Origin of the sequence: Streptomyces sp. F001, assembly GCF_004187715.1 — a bacterium.
GTDB classification, from domain to species: Bacteria; Actinomycetota; Actinomycetes; order Streptomycetales; family Streptomycetaceae; genus Streptomyces; species Streptomyces flavusporus.
The window spans coordinates 17,542-35,704 of record NZ_QZWF01000013.1 but is presented as its reverse complement, the minus strand read 5'-3'; the positions used below and the strand labels follow the sequence as shown (position 1 = coordinate 35,704).

12 protein-coding genes and 2 pseudogenes are annotated in these 18,163 nt (G+C 67.8%); 4 read left to right on the top strand and 10 right to left on the bottom strand.

Annotation, left to right across the window (positions count from 1 at the left end):
- Positions 1–186 precede the first annotated feature (186 nt).
- The 3 genes from StrepF001_RS32095 to StrepF001_RS32085 form a co-directional block, all read right to left on the bottom strand.
- Positions 187–2,016, bottom strand: coding sequence for a glycoside hydrolase (locus tag StrepF001_RS32095; RefSeq protein ID WP_129801688.1), 1,830 nt, complete (start codon positions 2,014–2,016; stop codon positions 187–189).
- Between the two features lie 18 nt (positions 2,017–2,034).
- Entirely contained in the window at positions 2,035–3,285 is a 1,251-nt protein-coding gene (locus tag StrepF001_RS32090) for an ROK family transcriptional regulator (RefSeq protein WP_129801687.1), read from the bottom strand.
- A 215-nt stretch (positions 3,286–3,500) separates the two neighbouring features.
- Entirely contained in the window at positions 3,501–4,745 is a 1,245-nt protein-coding gene (locus tag StrepF001_RS32085) for a D-arabinono-1,4-lactone oxidase (RefSeq protein WP_129801686.1), read from the bottom strand.
- A gap of 219 nt (positions 4,746–4,964) precedes the next feature.
- On the opposite strand from StrepF001_RS32085, the pseudogene StrepF001_RS32080 reads away from it, so the two are divergent.
- Together StrepF001_RS32080 and StrepF001_RS32070 are read left to right on the top strand one after the other, a co-directional pair.
- Positions 4,965–5,213: pseudogene (locus tag StrepF001_RS32080) on the top strand (radical SAM protein); the annotation flags it as partial.
- Between the two features lie 679 nt (positions 5,214–5,892).
- Positions 5,893–6,641: pseudogene (locus StrepF001_RS32070) on the top strand (transposase family protein).
- A gap of 19 nt (positions 6,642–6,660) precedes the next feature.
- Here StrepF001_RS32070 and StrepF001_RS32065 read toward each other — a convergent pair.
- The 7 genes from StrepF001_RS32065 to StrepF001_RS32035 form a co-directional block, all read right to left on the bottom strand.
- On the bottom strand, positions 6,661–7,554 hold the full coding sequence (locus StrepF001_RS32065) for an NAD(P)-dependent oxidoreductase (RefSeq protein WP_206307005.1): 894 nt from the start codon (positions 7,552–7,554) through the stop codon (positions 6,661–6,663).
- A 106-nt stretch (positions 7,555–7,660) separates the two neighbouring features.
- The gene (locus StrepF001_RS32060; RefSeq protein ID WP_129801682.1) at positions 7,661–8,200 is read right to left on the bottom strand and encodes a flavin reductase family protein; all 540 of its coding nucleotides are present in this window, start codon (positions 8,198–8,200) and stop codon (positions 7,661–7,663) included.
- Between the two features lie 101 nt (positions 8,201–8,301).
- On the bottom strand, positions 8,302–11,274 hold the full coding sequence (locus StrepF001_RS32055; protein WP_240797775.1) for a BTAD domain-containing putative transcriptional regulator: 2,973 nt from the start codon (positions 11,272–11,274) through the stop codon (positions 8,302–8,304).
- A 107-nt stretch (positions 11,275–11,381) separates the two neighbouring features.
- The gene (locus tag StrepF001_RS32050) at positions 11,382–12,242 is read right to left on the bottom strand and encodes a cupin domain-containing protein (protein ID WP_165396421.1); all 861 of its coding nucleotides are present in this window, start codon (positions 12,240–12,242) and stop codon (positions 11,382–11,384) included.
- Between the two features lie 149 nt (positions 12,243–12,391).
- A complete protein-coding gene (locus StrepF001_RS32045) occupies positions 12,392–13,921 on the bottom strand; it encodes a 4-hydroxyphenylacetate 3-hydroxylase N-terminal domain-containing protein (RefSeq protein WP_206307004.1) in 1,530 nt (509 codons plus the stop codon).
- A gap of 500 nt (positions 13,922–14,421) precedes the next feature.
- Positions 14,422–15,006, bottom strand: a complete 585-nt coding sequence (locus StrepF001_RS32040; protein WP_129801675.1) for a carboxymuconolactone decarboxylase family protein — start codon at positions 15,004–15,006, stop codon at positions 14,422–14,424.
- Positions 15,007–15,073: 67 nt separating this feature from the next.
- Positions 15,074–15,334, bottom strand: coding sequence for a hypothetical protein (locus tag StrepF001_RS32035; RefSeq protein WP_129801674.1), 261 nt, complete (start codon positions 15,332–15,334; stop codon positions 15,074–15,076).
- Between the two features lie 332 nt (positions 15,335–15,666).
- On the opposite strand from StrepF001_RS32035, the gene StrepF001_RS32030 reads away from it, so the two are divergent.
- On the top strand, positions 15,667–16,476 hold the full coding sequence (locus tag StrepF001_RS32030; RefSeq protein WP_129801672.1) for an SDR family oxidoreductase: 810 nt from the start codon (positions 15,667–15,669) through the stop codon (positions 16,474–16,476).
- Positions 16,477–16,595: 119 nt separating this feature from the next.
- Positions 16,596–18,155, top strand: a complete 1,560-nt coding sequence (locus StrepF001_RS32025; protein WP_129801670.1) for a Re/Si-specific NAD(P)(+) transhydrogenase subunit alpha — start codon at positions 16,596–16,598, stop codon at positions 18,153–18,155.
- Positions 18,156–18,163: the final 8 nt, after the last annotated feature.

Below are 18,163 nucleotides of genomic sequence, written 5' to 3'. Positions count from 1 at the left end.
GGCTCGGTTGGCTCAGCGCCAGATGGCTCAAATGGACTTGCGCTGCGGGACGTTAACCTTCGGTTAAGGCTTCGGCAAGGGGTTGGACGAAGCCTGTTCGAAGCGTTGCGTAAGGTTCGGGATGCCGAACGTGAGGGAGCGGCGGGCCACCGCACCGGCGGCCCGCCGACCCTCACAAGGGATGAACTACTGCTGGAACCAGGCCTGGTTGGTGCCGCCCGTGCAGCTGTAGAGGATCACCTGGCTGCCGTCGGCCGTCGCCTGACCGCTGACGTCCAGGCACTTCCCGGACGCCTCGTTCACGATCTGCCCGTTGGAGTTCAGCAGCCAGCGCTGCGCGGCGTCACCCGTGAACTCGGCGGCGCTCGTGAGGCCCGAAGTCCCGGCCGTCAGATACCCGCCCGCGCCCTTCAGGCCACCCTTCGCGTCATACGACCACGACTGCTCGGCGCCGCCCGTGCAGGTGCCGATCGCCGCCCCGGAAGCATCCGCCGTCAGGCACTTGCCGGACTGCTCGCCCTGCCAGGCGCCGGTGACGGCCGAGCTGCCGCGGCCCTTCTGGTCGAGGACGTACGTCGTGATGGAACGGGCGGGAAGCGTTGCCGACACGGTCGAACCGCTCACCGCCGGCTTCGCGACGTTCGCCCAGTTCTCGTCCGCCGAGGTGCGCACGGCCTTGCTCGCCCGCAGCGGCGACTTGCTGTTGAAGTTCAGATCGAGGGCGGTTTCCGTGGCGTTGTGGTTGTTGACCACGACCACCCACTTGCCCTTGCTGTCATACGCGCTCACCTCGACACTGCTGGGCGCGCCGGTGACGTTGTGCGCGACCGCGCCGGGCTTCACGAACTTGCTGTACTGGCCGAGCGCGTAGTACCGCTTCGTGAAGTACAGGGTCTGGTTGCCGTTGGTGGCGTAGTCCGGGTCGTAGTAGATCAGGCCGTCGTTCCAGCCCTGGTCGTTCTTCGCGTACGGATCGGTGCCGATCATCTCCGACAGGGCGACCCACCAGTGGAACGCCGAGTCGTGGGCGACGGCGAAGTCCTTGTACATGATCCGGGAGAGGTTGAGGCCGCCGTCGATGGTCGGGTCGTACTCCTGCGCCCAACCGGTGCCGCCCTTTCCGAAGCAGCAGATCTCCGTGGACCAGGACGTCTTGCCGACCGACTTGGACGTCTCGTACACCCTCGCCCGGTTGGCGTCGGACGGGTTGTCGTAGGTGTGGTGGGCCAGTTTGTCGACGTACTGCGCCGTGCCCGGCTGCGAGATCCACTGTGGGACCTCGTCGTTGAACTTCACCGTGCTGGTCGACTCGTCGGCGATGATGCCGGTCTTCTGGTGCCGGTCCTGCTGTTCGGCGCCGAGCGCCCGCACGATGTCGTCGCGCTGCGGGACGTCGACGAGCATGCCCTCCTGGCCGCAGCTGTCGAAGCTGTTCGTCGGCTCGTTGAAGGGGCTGATGTAGTCGAACTTCGCGCCCTGCGCGGCGAAGTGGTCGGTGACGTCGGCGATGTACTCCGCGAAGTCCTGCTCGTTCTCCGCCTTCAGATAGCCGCCGCAGCTCTTGTCGTTGGTCTTCCACTCGGCGGGCGCACTGTTGACGAAGGCGATGAGGTCCTCGACACCGTAAGCGGCGGCGTACTTGAGGAACGTACGGCCGCCGTTGTCCTTGCTCCAGTCGTACGTTCCGTCGTCGTTACGGAAGTCCTCGGGGGCGCGCGACGGTGTGGTGACCGCCGTACCGCCGCCGCCGATGTTGTAGCGGTAGCTGCTCAGGTCCAGGCCCTTCGAGGAGAACAGCAGCTTCGCCACCCGGGCCTGGACCTTGGGGTCGAAGTTCTTGAGATCGTTGACCCACCAGGCGCCCGAGGCGCCGATGTTGTCGATGGTCTGGGCGGCGTGGGGGGAGACCTGGGCGGGTGCGGAGTCGGCGGCGCCTGCGGGGGGTGCGGATATCAGGGCTCCGGAGACAGCCAGTGCGGCCGCGGCTGTCGTGAGGATCGATCTGCTGGTGCGCAACGTGCATCCCTTCCGTCGTCATGAAGGTGGTGCGGTACGGCTCCTTGCGGGGGTGGTGGTACGTCGTGCACTCCTCTGCCCGACGGACTGCAGGGCGCCCTCGAGCGCGAACGTCGCCGCGCCGAGGGAGACCGGGTCGGTGGGGATCGGGGAGAGGACGATCTCGGTGGCGGCCAGCGGCCGGCGCAGCGCGTGCCGGGCGACGGCCTCGCGCACCTCGGCGAGCAGCGGTTCGCCGAGGGTGGCCGCGACCCAGCTGCTGAGCACGACCACTTCGGGGTTGAACAGATTGACCAGATCGGCGATGCCGGCAGCCAGATAACGGGCGGTGTCCCGGACGACCTTGACAGCGACCGGGTCGTTCGCGGTGACGGCGCGGGCGAGGGCGTCGATGGTGGCGGTCTGGTCCTCGGGGTGCAGCAGGGTGCTGCCGGGGCTCAACTCCCGCAGGTGCTGCATGATTCCGGGCGCGCCGACATAGGTCTCCACGCAGCCGTGGTTGCCGCAGTGACACAGCCGGCCGTCCAGCACGAGGGTGGTGTGGCCCCATTCGCCGGCACTGTTGCTGACACCCCGGTGCAGCCCGCCGCCCAGCACGAGCCCGGCGCCGACCCCGGTCCCGAGGTTGACCACGACGGCGTCGCCGCGGCCCCGCGCGGCCCCGAACCACAGCTCGGCCACCGCGCAGGCGCGCAGCGGATTGTCCAGGTAGAGGGGGTAGGCGATGTGCTCGGCGAGCAGGTCGAGCAGGGGCACGTCGTGCCAGTCCCAGTTGGGCGCGTACTCGGAGACACCGGTGTCGCGGTCCACCTGCCCCGGCACGCTCACCCCGACGCCGAGCACCCGGGCGCCCTCGATCCCGGCCTGCGCGACCACCGAGCCGACGGCGGCGGCGACATGGCTGACCACCTGCTCCGGGCGGCTCTCGCCGGGCCGCATGTCCTCGTCGGCGCGGGCCAGCACGGTCAGCGCGAGGTCGAACAGCTCGACATGGACGTATGTCTCCGCGATGTCGACGCCGATCAGTGCGCCGCCCGACCCGTTGACGGCCACGAGGCCGCGCGGCCGGCCGCCCGCCGAGTCCTCGAACCCGACCTCGGTGATCATCCCGAGGTCGAGCAGTTCCCCGACGAGCGTGGCGACCGTGGCGAGGCTCAGGCCGGTCGCGGCGGCGAGCTCCTGCCGTGAGGTGGGGGAGGTGGCGATGATCTGGCGCAGCACCTCGTAGCGGTTCGCGGTGCGGATGTCGCGTGACGTGCTGCGCTTCATCGAACTCCCCTCACTGACAAGCACCGGTCGCTGAACTTCGGCCGGAGATCCGGGGGTTGTCCCCCGGGAAAGCACAGCTCCGGAGTCTTCACCGCAGGTGCCCCCATCCCTTCCAGACCAGGCCGGGACGACGTCGGCACCGGCGCGGCGCAAGGCTATGGGCTGGTGCGCCTTTCGACAAGGGGTTAGGAAAGGGGGTGGAGAAAGTCGGGGAGTCAGTCGCGCAGGATGGCTTGGACGAAGGCGTTGGTGAACTTCCCCGCCGGATCGAGCTCCTTCGCCAGCGTCCGGAAGTCCCCCAGCCGCGGATACAGTTCCCGCAACTGCGCCCCCGGCACCGCGAACACCTTCCCCCAGTGCGGCCGGGCCTCGAATGCCTCCAGCACCTCCTCCACCCGCCGCACCACCGGCAGCACGGCCGCCACGTCCTCGACCCAGGTGAAGTGCACGGCCACGGTGTCCCGTCCGTACGCCGGGCTCAGCCACTGATCGTCGGCGGCGACCGTCCGCACCTCGCAGGTCTGCACGACCGGCGCCATGACCGTACGGATCGCGTCGAGCGCGTGCAGCGCGTCGACGGCGTACGCGCGCGGCATCAGGTACTCCGACTGCAACTCGGCGCCGCTGCTCGGCGTGAACTCCGCCCTGAAGTGCGGCAGTCGCTCGTGCCACGGCCCGGGCACGCCGAACTGCTCGGTGCAGTTGACGGCGGGCATCCCCGGCACGGGGTGCAGCGCCTCGGTCGCGGGCGCCGCCCAGGGGAAGCCGGGCAGCGGCTGGTCCGTGCGCCGCTTGACCCACACCTGCCGGAAGCCCGGCTCGCGCCAGTCGGTGAACAGGCTCACGCTGTACGCCGCCGCCATCACCGTCTCGAAGTCCAGCCCGGCCAGCGGCAGTTCGGTGAACAGGTGCTGCTCGACCTCGAAGGCCGGCTCCAGGTCGAGGGTGAGCGCGGTGACGACGCCGAGCGCGCCGAGCGAGGTGACCGCACCGCCGAACCGCTCCTCGCCCCGGCCGATGGTCACCGTCGTACCGTCGCCGGTGACCAGGTCCACCTCCCGTACGGCAGCCGCGAGCGGTGCGTTGCCGACCCCCGAACCATGGGTGCCGGTGGCCACCGAGCCGGCCACCGAGATGTGCGGCAGGGACGCCATGTTGGGCAGGGCGAGACCGTGGTCGTGCACCCGGCGGGCCAGTTCGGCGTACCGGACGCCACCGGAGACCCGTACCGTACGGGCCGTCGTGTCGACGTCGACCCCGGGCGGCAGCGCGGTCAGGGACACCAGCGCGCCCTCGGTGCCGGGGTCGGCGATCGCGTTGAAGGAGTGCCCGCTGCCCAGCACCCGCACCCGCGCACTGTCCGCGACGAGCGAGCGCAACGCGTCCAGCGTGGGCGGGCGGTGCAGCTCCTTGGCGGTGTACGTGATGTTGCCGGCCCAGTTGGTCACGGTCCCGGTCATACGGCGGCCCCTCTCCGAGGTGTCGAGAACGTCGGGGCCATCACATCACTGCGGTGACCGGCGCCGATGCGGTGGGCGCCGGTCAGAGGCAGCCAGATACCCGAAATGCCGGACACATCCATGCCGTGCCGGACCCGGCTGCGCACCTGAGGAGGCAGGGGGCATACCGTGAGATGTCGAACGTCGCACCAGGGAATCGCCACAAGGAGGAGACACGTGATGGGCAGCCGCACCGCGCTCGTCGAGGATCTGATGGAGCGCTTCCCGCATGTGCCGCGGGAGGCCGTCTTCAAAGAGGACCTGCTCCGCGGAGGTGTGGCCTTCGACCCGTCCGCGCTCAGCGACAACGAGGGCGGTGAGGTGAAGCCGAAGTCGTACTTCATCTTCTCCTTCGACCACGGCACCCTGCCCGAGCTGGGCGAGGCCGCGCTGCGGCGTCCGCCGGAGGAGATCATCCTCACCGGCGGCATCGCCCACCGCCACTACACCCGAACCGCCCAGCATCAGGCCCAGACCCGACACGAACGCGCGCAGATCCGCAAGCACCAGCGCCGAGCCGCACGCGCGCCCAAGGGCAGCCCTGCCAAGGCCGCCGAGTACGCCAAGGTCAAGGCCCGGGAGTCGGACCGGCGCAAGGACTGGTGCGAGAAGAACTCGCGCAAGAGCCAAGCCGAGTTCGTCTGCGTATCCTGCGGCTTCACCTGCAACGCGGACGAGAACGCGGCCAACAACGTCGCGGCAGGACAGGGCGGAATCCCCCGCCCCGGGCGCTCAGCCTGTGCCGGAGGGACGACACCGCCCACACAGCGGTCGAGCGTCCGTGAACCTCAACCCAACTGGGTTGGAATCCCCCTCTTTTAAGAGGGGGAGGATGCCAACCAAACCAAGCCCAAGATCCGGACCACACGCGGGCCAACACTCCGTGCACCGCAGGCCCAACCATCGTTTTGCCCGGTCACAGCTCCGCACAGGGCGTACCACCAGCAGACGAAGAAACTGCTGGACGGTGGATCGTCACCAAAGTCGTCAGTGAGCCCTTTCAGGGTGGCCACCGATCGGGTGACGGGCTGCGGGTGCGAAACCGACAGGGCCCCGGTGCTGTTGAGGGAGGTGTTCGAAGTCTCAACTCATCAGCGCTGGAGCCCTGTTGGTTCCCCATCCTGCCGTACTCGACCTGCCGCACGCTCTCGTCGAGTGGCTCACGATGCTCATCGTCACCCGTGAGGGTGACCGCCGCTGCAAACTCCGTCCGTCCCAGCGTGCGCTGGTCGCTCTGGTCTACCTGCGCAAGCACGAGCCCCTGGCACAGATCGCCGCGGCCTTCCAGATCTCGGTCGGCACGGCCCACGCCTACACCTCGCCGCCGTCAGCCTGCTCGCCGAGCGGGCACCGGGCCTGCTGAAGGCCCTGCGCGAGGCGGACCCGGACTACGTGCTGGTCGACGGCACGCTCGCCGAGTGCGACCGGGTCGGCGACAGCCGCAGCGACTACTCCGCCAAGCACCGCCGGCACGGAGTGAACCTGCAGCTGGTGAGCGACCCGGACGGACGACTGCTGTGGATCTCCCCGGCCCTGCCCGGACGCACCCACGACCTGACCGCCGCCCGCACCCACCGGATCATCCGGATCTGCGAGCGCCAGGGCGTTCCGATCCTGGCCGACTGCGCCTACATCGGGGCCGGTTCCTGGGTCACCACCCCACGACGGCGCCCTCCCGGAGGCGAGCTGACCCCGACCCAGCAGACCGTCAACCGAGCGCTGTCGCGGACCCGGGCAGCCGTCGAACGCGGACCGGCCCGCCTGAAGACCTGGAAGATCTTCCGCAAGGCGCGATGCAGCCCGAATCGAATGACGTCAATCGCCAAGGCCGTCCTCACCCTGGAGCGTCAACGCTGAAAGGGCTCAGTGACGCCGGTCAGGCAGACGTCTGACCAGCCTCACGCTGCAGCCGGATGAGCAGGGCCATGAAGTCCAGCTCACCCAAGCCGGTCGATATGCACGCCTGAAGCAGCTGCTGCACGACGCCGGTGACGGGCAGCGGAACCCCGCCGGCTGCCGCCGACTCAAGGGCCAGGTCCAAGTCCTTGCGCATGAGCCGCGAGCTGAACGTCGATGTGTAGTCGTCCGCCAGGAGAGGCCCGATCTTGTACTTGACCAACGGCGACGCCACCGCCGAGGCTCCGACGACCTCCAGAAGCTTGTCCCGTCGTACGTCGTGAGCCTCGGCCAAGGCGACGCACTCGGCAAGAAGCTCGGCAGTCCCGGCGACCATGAGGTTGAGAGCCAGCTTGATGATGCGGGCAGCGTCCCCCTCGCCGACGTTGAACACATGGGGACCGATGTCGCGAAGGAGACCTTCGACGGACGTGAAGACGGCCTCCTCGCCCGAGGCGAGGATCGTGAGGTTCCCGGCACGTACGACACCCGGGTTTCCGCTCACCGGAGCGCGCAGGTACCGGACGCCGCCGACGGCGGCCGCGGCGGCCACGTGACCGGAGACCTCGGCCGAGACGGTGCTCATGTCGATGAGCGTCTTCCCCCTGCCGGCTGCGGCGTGCACGAGCCCGCCGTGGGGTGCGAGCGCGACATCGGCAAAGGCGTGGGAGTCGGCGACCATCGTGATACAGACATCCGACCGGGCCCACGCCTCGGAGGGCGCGTCCAGCTCGAACGCGCCCCTGGCAACCAAGCCGTCCGCCTTGCCCTTCGACCGATTCCAGACGCTGACCTTGTGGCCCGCGCTGATGAGTCGTTCGGCAATGGCGGATCCCATCTGACCGAGACCCAGCACGGATACGTCCACGTTCATCTCCTGGGTATGAGGTGCGCGACATGCGCACAGGGTTGTTGATCGCACCCGGGCCACGATGCGAGGTGATGCGCATGGCCGGCCCGGGCGCCTCGGCGGCCTCCCGCTACATCGACGCAGCGAGCTGCCAGTCGAACGCGAGCTGCGCATGGGAATTGAGATCGCAGAGGCTGCCGAACTTCCCACCGAAGTACACAAGGGGGTCCGAGTCGGCGGAGTAGCCGCAACTGACCACCTCGCCGATGAATATCGTGTGGTCTCCCCCGGCGATCTCTTCCTTCACGTTGCAGGCGAAGTGAGCGACTGAGCCGTCAACCACGGGGAGATCGTGGTCGGTTCGCAGCCCGACGCCGGCGAACTTGTCGTCACACCGGCTCGCGAACTGAAGCGCGTGCCGTTCCTGGCCCCGGGAAAGGACGCTGACGGCGAAGACTCCGGAGCCGGAGATCGCGTCCCTGGTGGCAAGCGTGTTTCCGACGCACACCAGCAGCATGAGCGGATCCAGTGAAACGGACGCCACAGCGCTGGCCGTCATCCCTGCCGGCCCGTTCGGAGTCCTGGTGGTCACGATCGTGACGCCGGTCGTGAACCTCGCCATTGCTCCGCGATAGATAACACTCATTTCCTGCGTGGTCGATGCACCCATGATGCCCTCCGTTGCCTGTAACGAGATGGCTTGAGCGTTCCTGTCATCAGGTGCCCTGAGTGTGACTGACGACGTGTTTACCGACGCGAAATCGGTCAGGCCTATCGGCGCAACTGCATGACGAGCCGGCGGACCTCGTCGGACGGCGGCACGCCAAGGTCCCGCATCCGCGCGACGTACCGCTGGTAAAGCGCCAGCACGGCGTCATCGCTGCCGCTGGCATGCGCCAGCCTGATGGCGAGCTGCCATGCCTGCTCGCGGTACGGATCTTCGCGGAGCACGCGGTCGACCAGTTCCTTCGCCTCGCGATATCGGTTCATTCGATAGGCGAGCCTGGCTGCGTCGACTCGGGCCGCCAAGAAGGTCTCGGACAGAACGATGCGACGCTCGGCGACCCACTCACCTGAAACCGTCGCAAGGTAGGGCCCCCTCTCAGCGCTGCTGAGGGCGCGCGACAGCGTCTGGAGACGGATCTCTCCGTCCTGTCTCCCAGCCTGGGCGACGAGGTCGACCGCCTGTTGCGCCGAACCCATGGCCAACGCGGGGCCGACCAGTTGGAAGACGTCACCGTCCTGCGCCGGGTCCAAGCCGTCGGGCAGTACCTCGCGAAGCCGGTAGAGCGCCTGCCGCAGATAGCTGCGGCCGGCAGCATCATTGCGGCCACCGAAGAGCGCCCCGAGAAGCTCTTCGCGGGTAGCCCTGCGGTCGGGGGCCCAGAGCAAATAGCTGAGGAGCTCGACACTCTTCGTCAGCCGAGGCTGGGTCAGGTTTCCGTCGACCATGAGGGCCGGCTCGCCGAACTCCTCGAGGACGAGTCGGGGCGTACTCACGTGCACGCGCACGGGATGCTGGCCGGAGAGGACGGCGAGGATCTCGTGCCAGGGCGACATACGACTGGACTTGGTGTCCGCAGCTCTCGCCGCAACCGACGGGACGTCGGCAAGGGCCGTCAGCAGCAGGTGCTGTGTTCCATGTGCCGAGGCGGAGACCATCGCGAGGTCGGCCGTGGCGTCGGACTCGTCCTCGAGTCCGAGGCGCCACTGCGCCTCGGCAAGGTACACGGCGGCCGTCGGGAGATCGAGATGGCGGTCTCCCTTCTGCATGCTGCGGAGGCATTCCGCGAGGTAGTCGTGCGCCTCGGCATCCCTGTTCTGCAGAAGCATCGACAGACCCGACCACATCTGCCACGTCTCCCGTGTGAGGGTGTACGCCGAGGATCCGTTGGCGGCCGCCTCCGCCAGCACGCCGTCGGCACGTTGTGTGTCACCCTCGAGGCGCAGCCACAGCTTGGCCTCGACGAGCAGGCTCATGTTCTTGTACACCTGCGAGCCGGTTGCCGAGATGAGCTCTCTGCCTCGCTGGATGGAGGCGCAGGCCTCGTCTCCCCGGCCGAGGTCGAGCATGAGATCGACAGCGTCGACGGCATGCAGCCAGACCGGCTGCGATGAACCACGGCGAGGCTCGAACATCGCCATCGCGGCGTCGAGTCGCCCGGTGGCGCGCAGTGCGGCGACGGCCCAAGGGCCGCCGAGTATCGTGCGCCACGGATCGAACGATCCCGGGTCGTCGAGTCCCTCAAGGCGACCGCGCAGGAAGGCGAGCCGCATCAGCAGACCGTCGAGCGGGCCGGACGGCGTAGTCGAGTACTCGGGGAAGGGCGGTGGCTCCTCGCCGGTGGCCATTGCGATCAGCGTGAACGCGATGTGCCGGTTCCGGCCCGGGGGCAGCTGATCGGCGATGGATCGCGCCTCCTCGATCCGCCCATGGTGCCAAAGACACCAACAGGCCAGGACGTGGGCCTCCTCGAAGTCGGGGGTCTCCGGCTTGGGAAGCCAGTCGTATCCATGGCGATCGACGAGTTCCACTCCGCGGTCACATTGCTCGAGTGCGAACGCGACGCGCAGGATGACCGATCCGATCTCCGGGGGCGGAGTCCCAGCCAACGCCCCCAGTGCATCGAGCCAGCGTGCCGCCGGCGCGAAGTCCATCCGGGCGACAAGGCTGGGGAGGGCTACGGCAGCCAGCCGCCCGGCCGCCTCCAGGTCGCCGAGCAGGAGCAACTCGTCGATGGCTTCCTCGTGCTCGCCGCGCGCGATCAGGAGCTCGGCGTGCCTGCGACGCACGGCGCTGATCGTCTTGGCGTCCTCCCGGCCCAGAGCCTCGAGCAGGAAGTCGCGGAACACCGGGTGCGGCGCCATACGCGAACCGTCCGAGGACCACGTCACGGGGAGGTGCCGGGCGCGGAGGTCCGCCATGACCTGCGCCGCGTTCTCCTGGCCCAGGGCCCGGGCGCCGCCCACCGACACCTCTTCCAGCAGACTGGTGTGCAGGAGGAACGTTCTCTCCGTCGGGGAAAGCGAGTTGAAGACGTTCGCTGCGACATAGGACCGCAGCAAATCGGGATCCATCGTGTGAGAGCTTGTATGGCACCAGCCCTCGAACAGGACGCCCGTGACCCAGCCCCCCGTCGCCGCAACCGCCTGAACCGGGCTCACGTCTACGCGGCCGACGGTTCGCAGGGCTGCGGCGGCTTCCTGGGCGTCGAAAGAGAGATCGCTCTCGACCAGCTCACCCACCCGGTCGCGCTCGCTCGTCGAGCCCGTGTCGAGACTGACGTCGACGCGCGAAATCAGTACGAGGTTGACGCCGGGCGGCAGGTAGCGGGCGAAAAACGACAGCACGGCGATGCAGGTCTCGTCGGGAGCGATTCGTTCCACGTTGTCGCACACGAGAATGAGCCGACTCCCCTGAAGGGTTTCCGCCAGCAGTCCGGCTGCCTCGCCGATGTGGAGACTGCTGCTCAGGGCGTCGGACGCCACATCGGCTGCGCAGGGGACGGCGCCTTCGACGGCCGCCTCGAGGTACACGAGCAGGCGGCCCGCCGCCTGCTCCGTACCGTCGAGTGACAGCCAGGCAACGGGCCTGTCGAGGTCGCGGACGGCCAGAGCCACTGCCGTGGTCTTGCCGGCCCCGGCCGTCGCGAAGACGTTCACCACGGTGTGGCGGTCGAGCAACCCTCTCAGCCGTTGACTGAGCCTTTCGCGAACGACGATGTCCTTCGCCGGCTCCGGCATGGCCAGTTTTCGCCTGATGATTGCGCGATGCTGTCGACCCGGCCCCTTTGAGCCGCTTGGCCGATCGGGAGCGGAGTCACCCATCGATCGTCGCGCCTCCGTGATCCTCAGTGCTCTTCCGGGAGCTTACGCCAGTCGTCCGGGAAGAAGAACCCATCCGACGTGGGAGGAATCGGCGACTGAACTTCGATCCAACGGGCCGGTTCGTCATGTTCGTTGACGAACCCATGTGTGCCGTTGGTACCCGCCCACACCAGATCGCCTGTTTCGACGACCTCGTCGTTGCCGTCGAGGGTCCCTCGCATGCCGCCGGAGGTGAAGTAGTAGATCTCCTCGAACGGGTGGTAGTGGACCTTGGCCGCCTGGCCCGGGCCGGACTTCGGCGCGATCTCGCACACGAAGACGGTGTGATGCTGTGCCCCCAGGAGCTGGTCGACCATCATCCTGAGGCTGATGTTCTTGACGTTGGGACCGTGGTAGCCGGGCATCGACAGCTGCGCGTACGGGGCCATGTCCGAGTCCTCGAAGTGCCCGACGAAGCGATGCCGGGGGTCCGTCTCCGACGGGCGACCGAGATTCTCACCCGGAGTGGGCTTGGCGGCGATGCTGCTACGGGCTCCGTCGAACGTCGGCGGCTTCGGTGCGCGTACTCCGAGCCACGTAAGCCCCTCGTCACCGGCGGTCAGCACATGGGCGACGCCGACAGGCGCCACACCGTAGTCGCCGGAGCCGAGTTCGTAGCGCAGCCCGGCAAAGGCGGCTTCGCCGGTTCCGCCCGTGATGAACCACGACTCCTCGAACGGGCAGCGGGTCCAGCCCGTCGTCGCCCCGGGAGCCAGCTTGTACAGGCTCACCTCCAGGTGCGAAGCACCCTGCTCATGCCCGACCAGGAGCGCCTGCCGAAGACCCGGCACGCCCTCGACATCGAAGAACTTCCGATCCGCCGCACGTGCAATGTAGTAAGCCATGTCAACCCCTCCGTCCAACGCGAAGATGCCCTGGCTGGCATTCCTCGCCCAGTTGCTGCTGATCCTCATCGGGCCTTTGCCCGAGAGAACGCTGAGGTCGGCGGTCCGCGGCCGGCCACGGCCGCGGACCGCCCTGCACCGTCGTCGGCTCAGCGGACCCGTGAGCCCTCAGCCCGCACGCCGTCAAGGCGTCGGGCATACTCGGCCTGCTCGGTGTAAGCCGTCACCTCGGGGGCCTCAGGCTCCGGAAGGCCGCAGACCTTCCGGGCAAGCTGTGCCATCGGTCCGGAGGGCGACAGCTCCGAGCGCTTCATCGTGAGCATCCGAGTGGGGAGCAACGGGGTCCCGTTGAACTGCTCGAAGGTGCTCACCCGGTCGCCGAAGTCGGAGAGGAAGAGGTCACGGATGACACGCGAGATGCGCATGCGGTCGTAGGGCTCGCCGACCGCACCCGCCTGCAGCGGCGCGAGCCAGTCGTGGAGCTCGGGATTGTTCCACTGCTCCTCGGTGGGGAACAGCAGCGAGGCACGACCGGCGAGGTCGACCACCTCGTTCCTCATTTCCGCGTAATGGTCCAGGTAGTACGACCGGCCGAAGTCGAAGAGCAGGACGTTCGGCTTGTAGAGCCCCGCCGGCGAGATGAACCCTTCCGTCTCGGACGCGATCACGTGGGCTCGTATCGTCTGGTAGAACTCGACGAGACGCGCCACGCGTGCCTGGACCGGCGGAAGCTGGTAGGTGCCGAGGTGCTCGGTCATCAGCATCGCGAGGCCGGCCATGAGCTCGGCCCGGACCATCGTCCGGATGAGCGCCTCGTAGTGCACCCAGTCGAAAATGCGCTGCGGGTACAGAGAAGCGTGCTCGGTGCTGCCGATGTGGAAAACGTGCTCCCACGGAATGAACACGTTGTCGAAGATGACGGTGCATTCGAGCTCGTCACCGGCCGAAGAAATCGGGTGGTTCTCGGGGTCGTCACGAACCGTCGCCTCGCGGGAAACCATCGCGACGCCCGGCGCGTTCGCCGGACACACGCCGTAGATGACCTGTTCGCTCTCGATTCCCGGGCGGTAGAAGACGCCGATGTGAATGTAGTCGGCGAACGGCGTACCGGTACTCACGGCTTTGACACCGTTGACCACGATGCCGTCGTCGCGAGTCTCCACGATGCGCAGCGCGCTCTTGGCCGCGTGTGTCTTGGACCGGTCGATCTGAGGGTCGATGAAGGCGAAGGCGCAGTTCCAGTCCTCCTCCTTCAACTGATCCAGGAACTTTCGGATGCCGACGGTCAGGTCACGCCCGCCGGTGCCCACGGACTGGTCGCTCCACGGCTGCGGGTCCTCTTCGTAGGTGATCAGGCCGTAGTTGTTCGCGCACGGAGTCCGCCCCGTCGAGCCGCCGTCGAGCTCCCGGACCACGGTCTCCAGATACACACGCTTGCGCCGCAGCCCCGCGGCGTCCGTGTGCGTGAACCACATCATCGAACGACGCACTCCGTCGTCATCGACGAAGGTCATGACGTCCTGCATCTCGGGCTCGTGATGCAGGTCGTAGAACTTCGCCATGCGCTGGGCCTGCGCCCTGGTCAGCGGGTGGGTCGTGACGTCGTCGACCCGCTCACCTCCGACCCAGACAACGCGCCCGTCCCTGAGAGACTCCAGATACTGCTCGCCAGTTCGCATCAAGTGCCACCTCTCCACTTCACCCAAGTACCGTCGTGCATGGACTGTTGTTGCCGGCCGTCGGTCACGTTCCACTCGACAGAACGTCACTGGGAAACTGCCGCGAACCCGTTTGTGAACTTAGCCTCAAGGCGTTAGGAGCCAGGAAATCGGCGCTGTTATCGACTGAGCACTCGAACTGCTCGATCAGAATCGACGAAAGCGCATCTTTCCCAGAAGTGGGGACTCGCTCGGCCGTTGATTCCCTTGAGCTTAGCCGCAGGATGTTAGTGGGGTGTTAACCGCTACGAAACAGCGCCGTCAATTCTGTTAGGGAGCCCGGTAACAGGGCATTGGGAGCTCGACCGGCGCATGAATGGCCGGCCTGTTTCACGGCCGCGACGGGTAACAGGTGGACGGGGTCACGCACGAGTGCTGCCGAGAGGCTTCAGGCCTTCCTCGTCCGGCACAGCGTGAGGCCGGCCGGACTTCCGTCCGACCGGCCTCCTTGGCCTGACGTTTCAGAGCTGGGCTTCCACCGGTGCGGGCGGCGCCGGCATGTCCAGCTCGAAGGCCATGACACGATGGAAGCGTGACAAGGCGTTCCACATGCTGATGCACATGACCAGCTCGACCAACTGTGCCGCGTCGAACACCCGGTGCACTTCGTCGCGCAGACCCGCCGGGACACCGGTGAGGCCGTCGTCCGCGGGGACCGTCGGAAGGGAGACCGTCATCTCCTCAGCCAGCTGAAGTGCCAACTGCTCCTGCCTGGCGAAACCTTCGAGCTTGCCGGTCGCAACGGCCGCGAGCTCGTCGACCTCCACCCCCTTGGCCAACGCCGACGTGCAGCGGTGACTCGCGGTATAGCGGCAGTGGTTGAGCACGGCGATGCGTACGGCGACCAGGTCCTTCAAGCGCCCGTCCAACGCCCCCGGGCCGTTGAGCTGCCCGAGGAAGGGGAGGTACTTGGCGAGCAGGCCGGGACTGTTCCCGATGGCGCCCCAAGTGTTCAGCACTTCACCGTAAGCCTTCACCCCCTGGGCGAGGGCGGGTTGGTCGGCCGATGAGAACTGATCGGATGTGAGGATCGGCACCAGCGACATGGGAATCACCTTTCGACAGGCCCTGCCGGTGAGCGGCTGGGCTCGGGTTGAGGTCTGGGCGGCACGCCTAGGGAGTGGCCGTGTCTGCGGGCGAGGTCCGGCGGCGCGGTGAAGCGCCGGGTTTCCGCAGGCCGATCGCGATCCCCATCGTCGCGTTGAGCCACGGCACCAGGAAGGTCAGGGCGACACGCGAGGCGAGCACCCAGGTGAACGGGCCGTCCCGGACCTGCGAGTACAGGTTGACCATGAACAGAACCGAGCCGACCGCCAGGGCGGCCACGATCGTCTGCGTCAGTGACCTGCCCCGTACGGCACTGCGCAGCGCCACGCTCCAGGCGACAGGGGGAGTCTCCGTTCGCGGGTCTTGCTCAGGCCGGCTCATGGTGTCCCTCAACGCTCCGGCCTCACGCCACCATCGTTCGTGCCACGTCTCCCGCGGGGTGCCTCGAGGCAGCAGACCTCCATCACCCACCCCTCCTTCACCCTCGGAACAGGCTGAACGCAGGCCAGTGTGCGCCTCCCACCGTTAACCCTCGGGAAGGTGCGAGGTGGCCCGACTGCCCACGTGTGAACCCTCCGTTAGCCGCGCTTGCAGCGGCCTCAGCTCGTCGGATCCACTCTCCGCAGCAAGGAATGGACCGCTGACTGGAGGGGCCGAACATGGCTGCAGGTTGGAACTTGGAAGGCCGCACGGCTTTTGTGACCGGTGGTAGTCGAGGACTGGGCTTCGCCATCGCACAGGCGTTGCTCGAGCGTGGTGCCAAGGTGGCGATCGCAGCGAGGGACGAGGCGGCTGTCAAGGCTGCGGCCGGTCGCCTCATCACTGGATCCGACGCGGAGGGCGTGCTCCCCGTCGTCGCGGACGTCACCGACGCGGATTCCGTCAACAGCGCGCTGGCAGAGGCGCACGCGTGGCAGGGCGGCCTCGACATCCTCGTGAACAACGCAGGTCCGCAGCTCGCCCCGACCCCCCTGGACAAGGTCGACGAGAAGATCGTCGCGTCGGTCTTCGACACGAAGCTGATCGGGTTCATTCGCGTCGCGCAGGCCGCTCTCCCGTTCTTGAGCCGGACTGGCAGCGGCAGCATCGTCAATGTTGTCGGCGCGACCGCACACATGCTGATTCCCAATGCCGGTGCTGCGGCCATCGTGAATTCGGGTGTGGTCGCGCTCACGAGCTACCTGGCGGCCGAGGCGGCTCCCAGCAACATCCGGGTCAACGGGATCTCCCCCGGAATGACGAAGACCGAGGGCTGGCTCACCAAGACCGAGGCCATGGGCCAGCAGCAGGGCAAGAGCCCCGAAGAGGTTCGGGCCGGCATGGCTCAGGGGCTTGGCATTCGCCTCAACCGCTGGGCCGAGCCCGCCGAAATCGGCGCCGCGGCGGCGTTCCTGGCGTCCGACGACGCCTCCTACGTGACCGGTCAGGTGCTGCGCGTCGACGGCGGGATGACGAAGCCCGTCGCCTGATCGCAGGCCCACAGGCAAGCGCCATCCAAGGCCCGCACTCGCCTTGGATGGCGCTCCTGGTTTGCGCACGTGGGTATCCGCCGAGTGCTGTGCAACATCGACACCCTGGAGTGTTGGGAATGCTGATCGGAATCGTGAGCGAAGCCCACCGTGGCGAGACGCGCGTTGCCGCGACTCCCGCCACCGTGGTCCAGCTGGTGAAACTGGGATACGACGTCGTCGTGGAGGCGGGCGCCGGTGCGCTGTCGAGCTTCCCGGACGACGCGTATATCGAGGCCGGTGCGAGGGTTGGTGACCCGCTCGCGGCAGACATCGTGTTCGGGGTGGACGCTCTCACGCCGGAGCAGTTGGACGGGTTGAAGCCGGGTGCGACGGTCATGGGCATCATGAGCCCGGCGTGGAACCCCGCGCTGGTGGAGGACCTGGCGAAGCGGCCGATCACGGCGTTGGCGATGGATGCGGTGCCTCGCATCTCGCGGGCGCAGTCGTTGGACGTGTTGTCGTCGATGGCGAACATCGCGGGCTACCGGGCGGTGGTGGAGGCCGCGCACGTCTTCGGCCGGTTCTTCACCGGTCAGGTGACAGCTGCGGGCAAGGTGCCCCCCGCCAAGGTGCTGGTCTGTGGGGCGGGGGTGGCGGGTCTGGCCGCGATCGGAGCGGCAGGCAGCCTGGGCGCCGTCGTCCACGCCACCGATCCGCGGCCGGAGGTCGCCGACCAGGTGAGGTCGCTGGGGGGCGAGTACCTCTCGGTCGAGGCGGCTGACACCGGCGAGGTGGAGGTGTCCGCGACGGGTTACGCCAAGGAGATGTCGGAGGACTACAACACCCGTGCGGCCCAGCTGTACAGAGAGCGGATCACGGAGACGGACATCGTGATCACGACAGCGCAGATCCCCGGCCGGCAGGCGCCCACGCTGATCACCGCGGAGATGGTCGCGTCGATGAAGCCGGGCAGCGTGATCGTGGACATGGCCGCCGCGAACGGCGGCAACGTCGAGGGCGTGGTCCGGGACGAAGCGGTGGTCACGGCCAACGGCGTGACGATCATCGGCTACACCGACCTGCCGGGCCGGCTGCCGGCGCAGGCGTCCCAGCTGTACGGCACCAACCTGGTCAACCTGATGAAGCTGATGACCCCGGGCAAGGACGGCCGGCTGGTGCTGGACTTCGACGACGTGGTGCAACGGTCCATGACCGTGGTGCGCGACGGCGAATTGACCTGGCCGCCGCCACCGGTCCAGGTCTCCGCCGCGCCGGCGGCCGCTCCCGCATCGGCTCGCACCGAGGTGAAGCCGACCCCTTCCGGAACCGAGTCACCGATGTCGGGCCGGCGCCGGTTCACCGTGGCCGGGGTCGGCGCCGCGGTGCTGTTCCTGTGCGCGGCTCTGTCCCCGGCGGCGCTGCTGGGGCACCTGACGGTGTTCGCCCTGGCGATCGTGATCGGCTACTACGTGATCGGGCAGGTGCACCACGCCCTGCACACGCCGTTGATGAGCGTGACCAACGCGATCTCGGGAATCATCGTGGTCGGCGCCCTGCTGCAGATCGGGCACGAGGGGACCCCGAACGGCACGCTGGTCACGGTGCTGTCGACGATCGCGATCCTGCTGGCCGCGGTCAACGTCTTCGGTGGCTTCGCGGTGACCCGTCGGATGCTCTCCATGTTCTCGAGAAGCTGAGGGGGCCT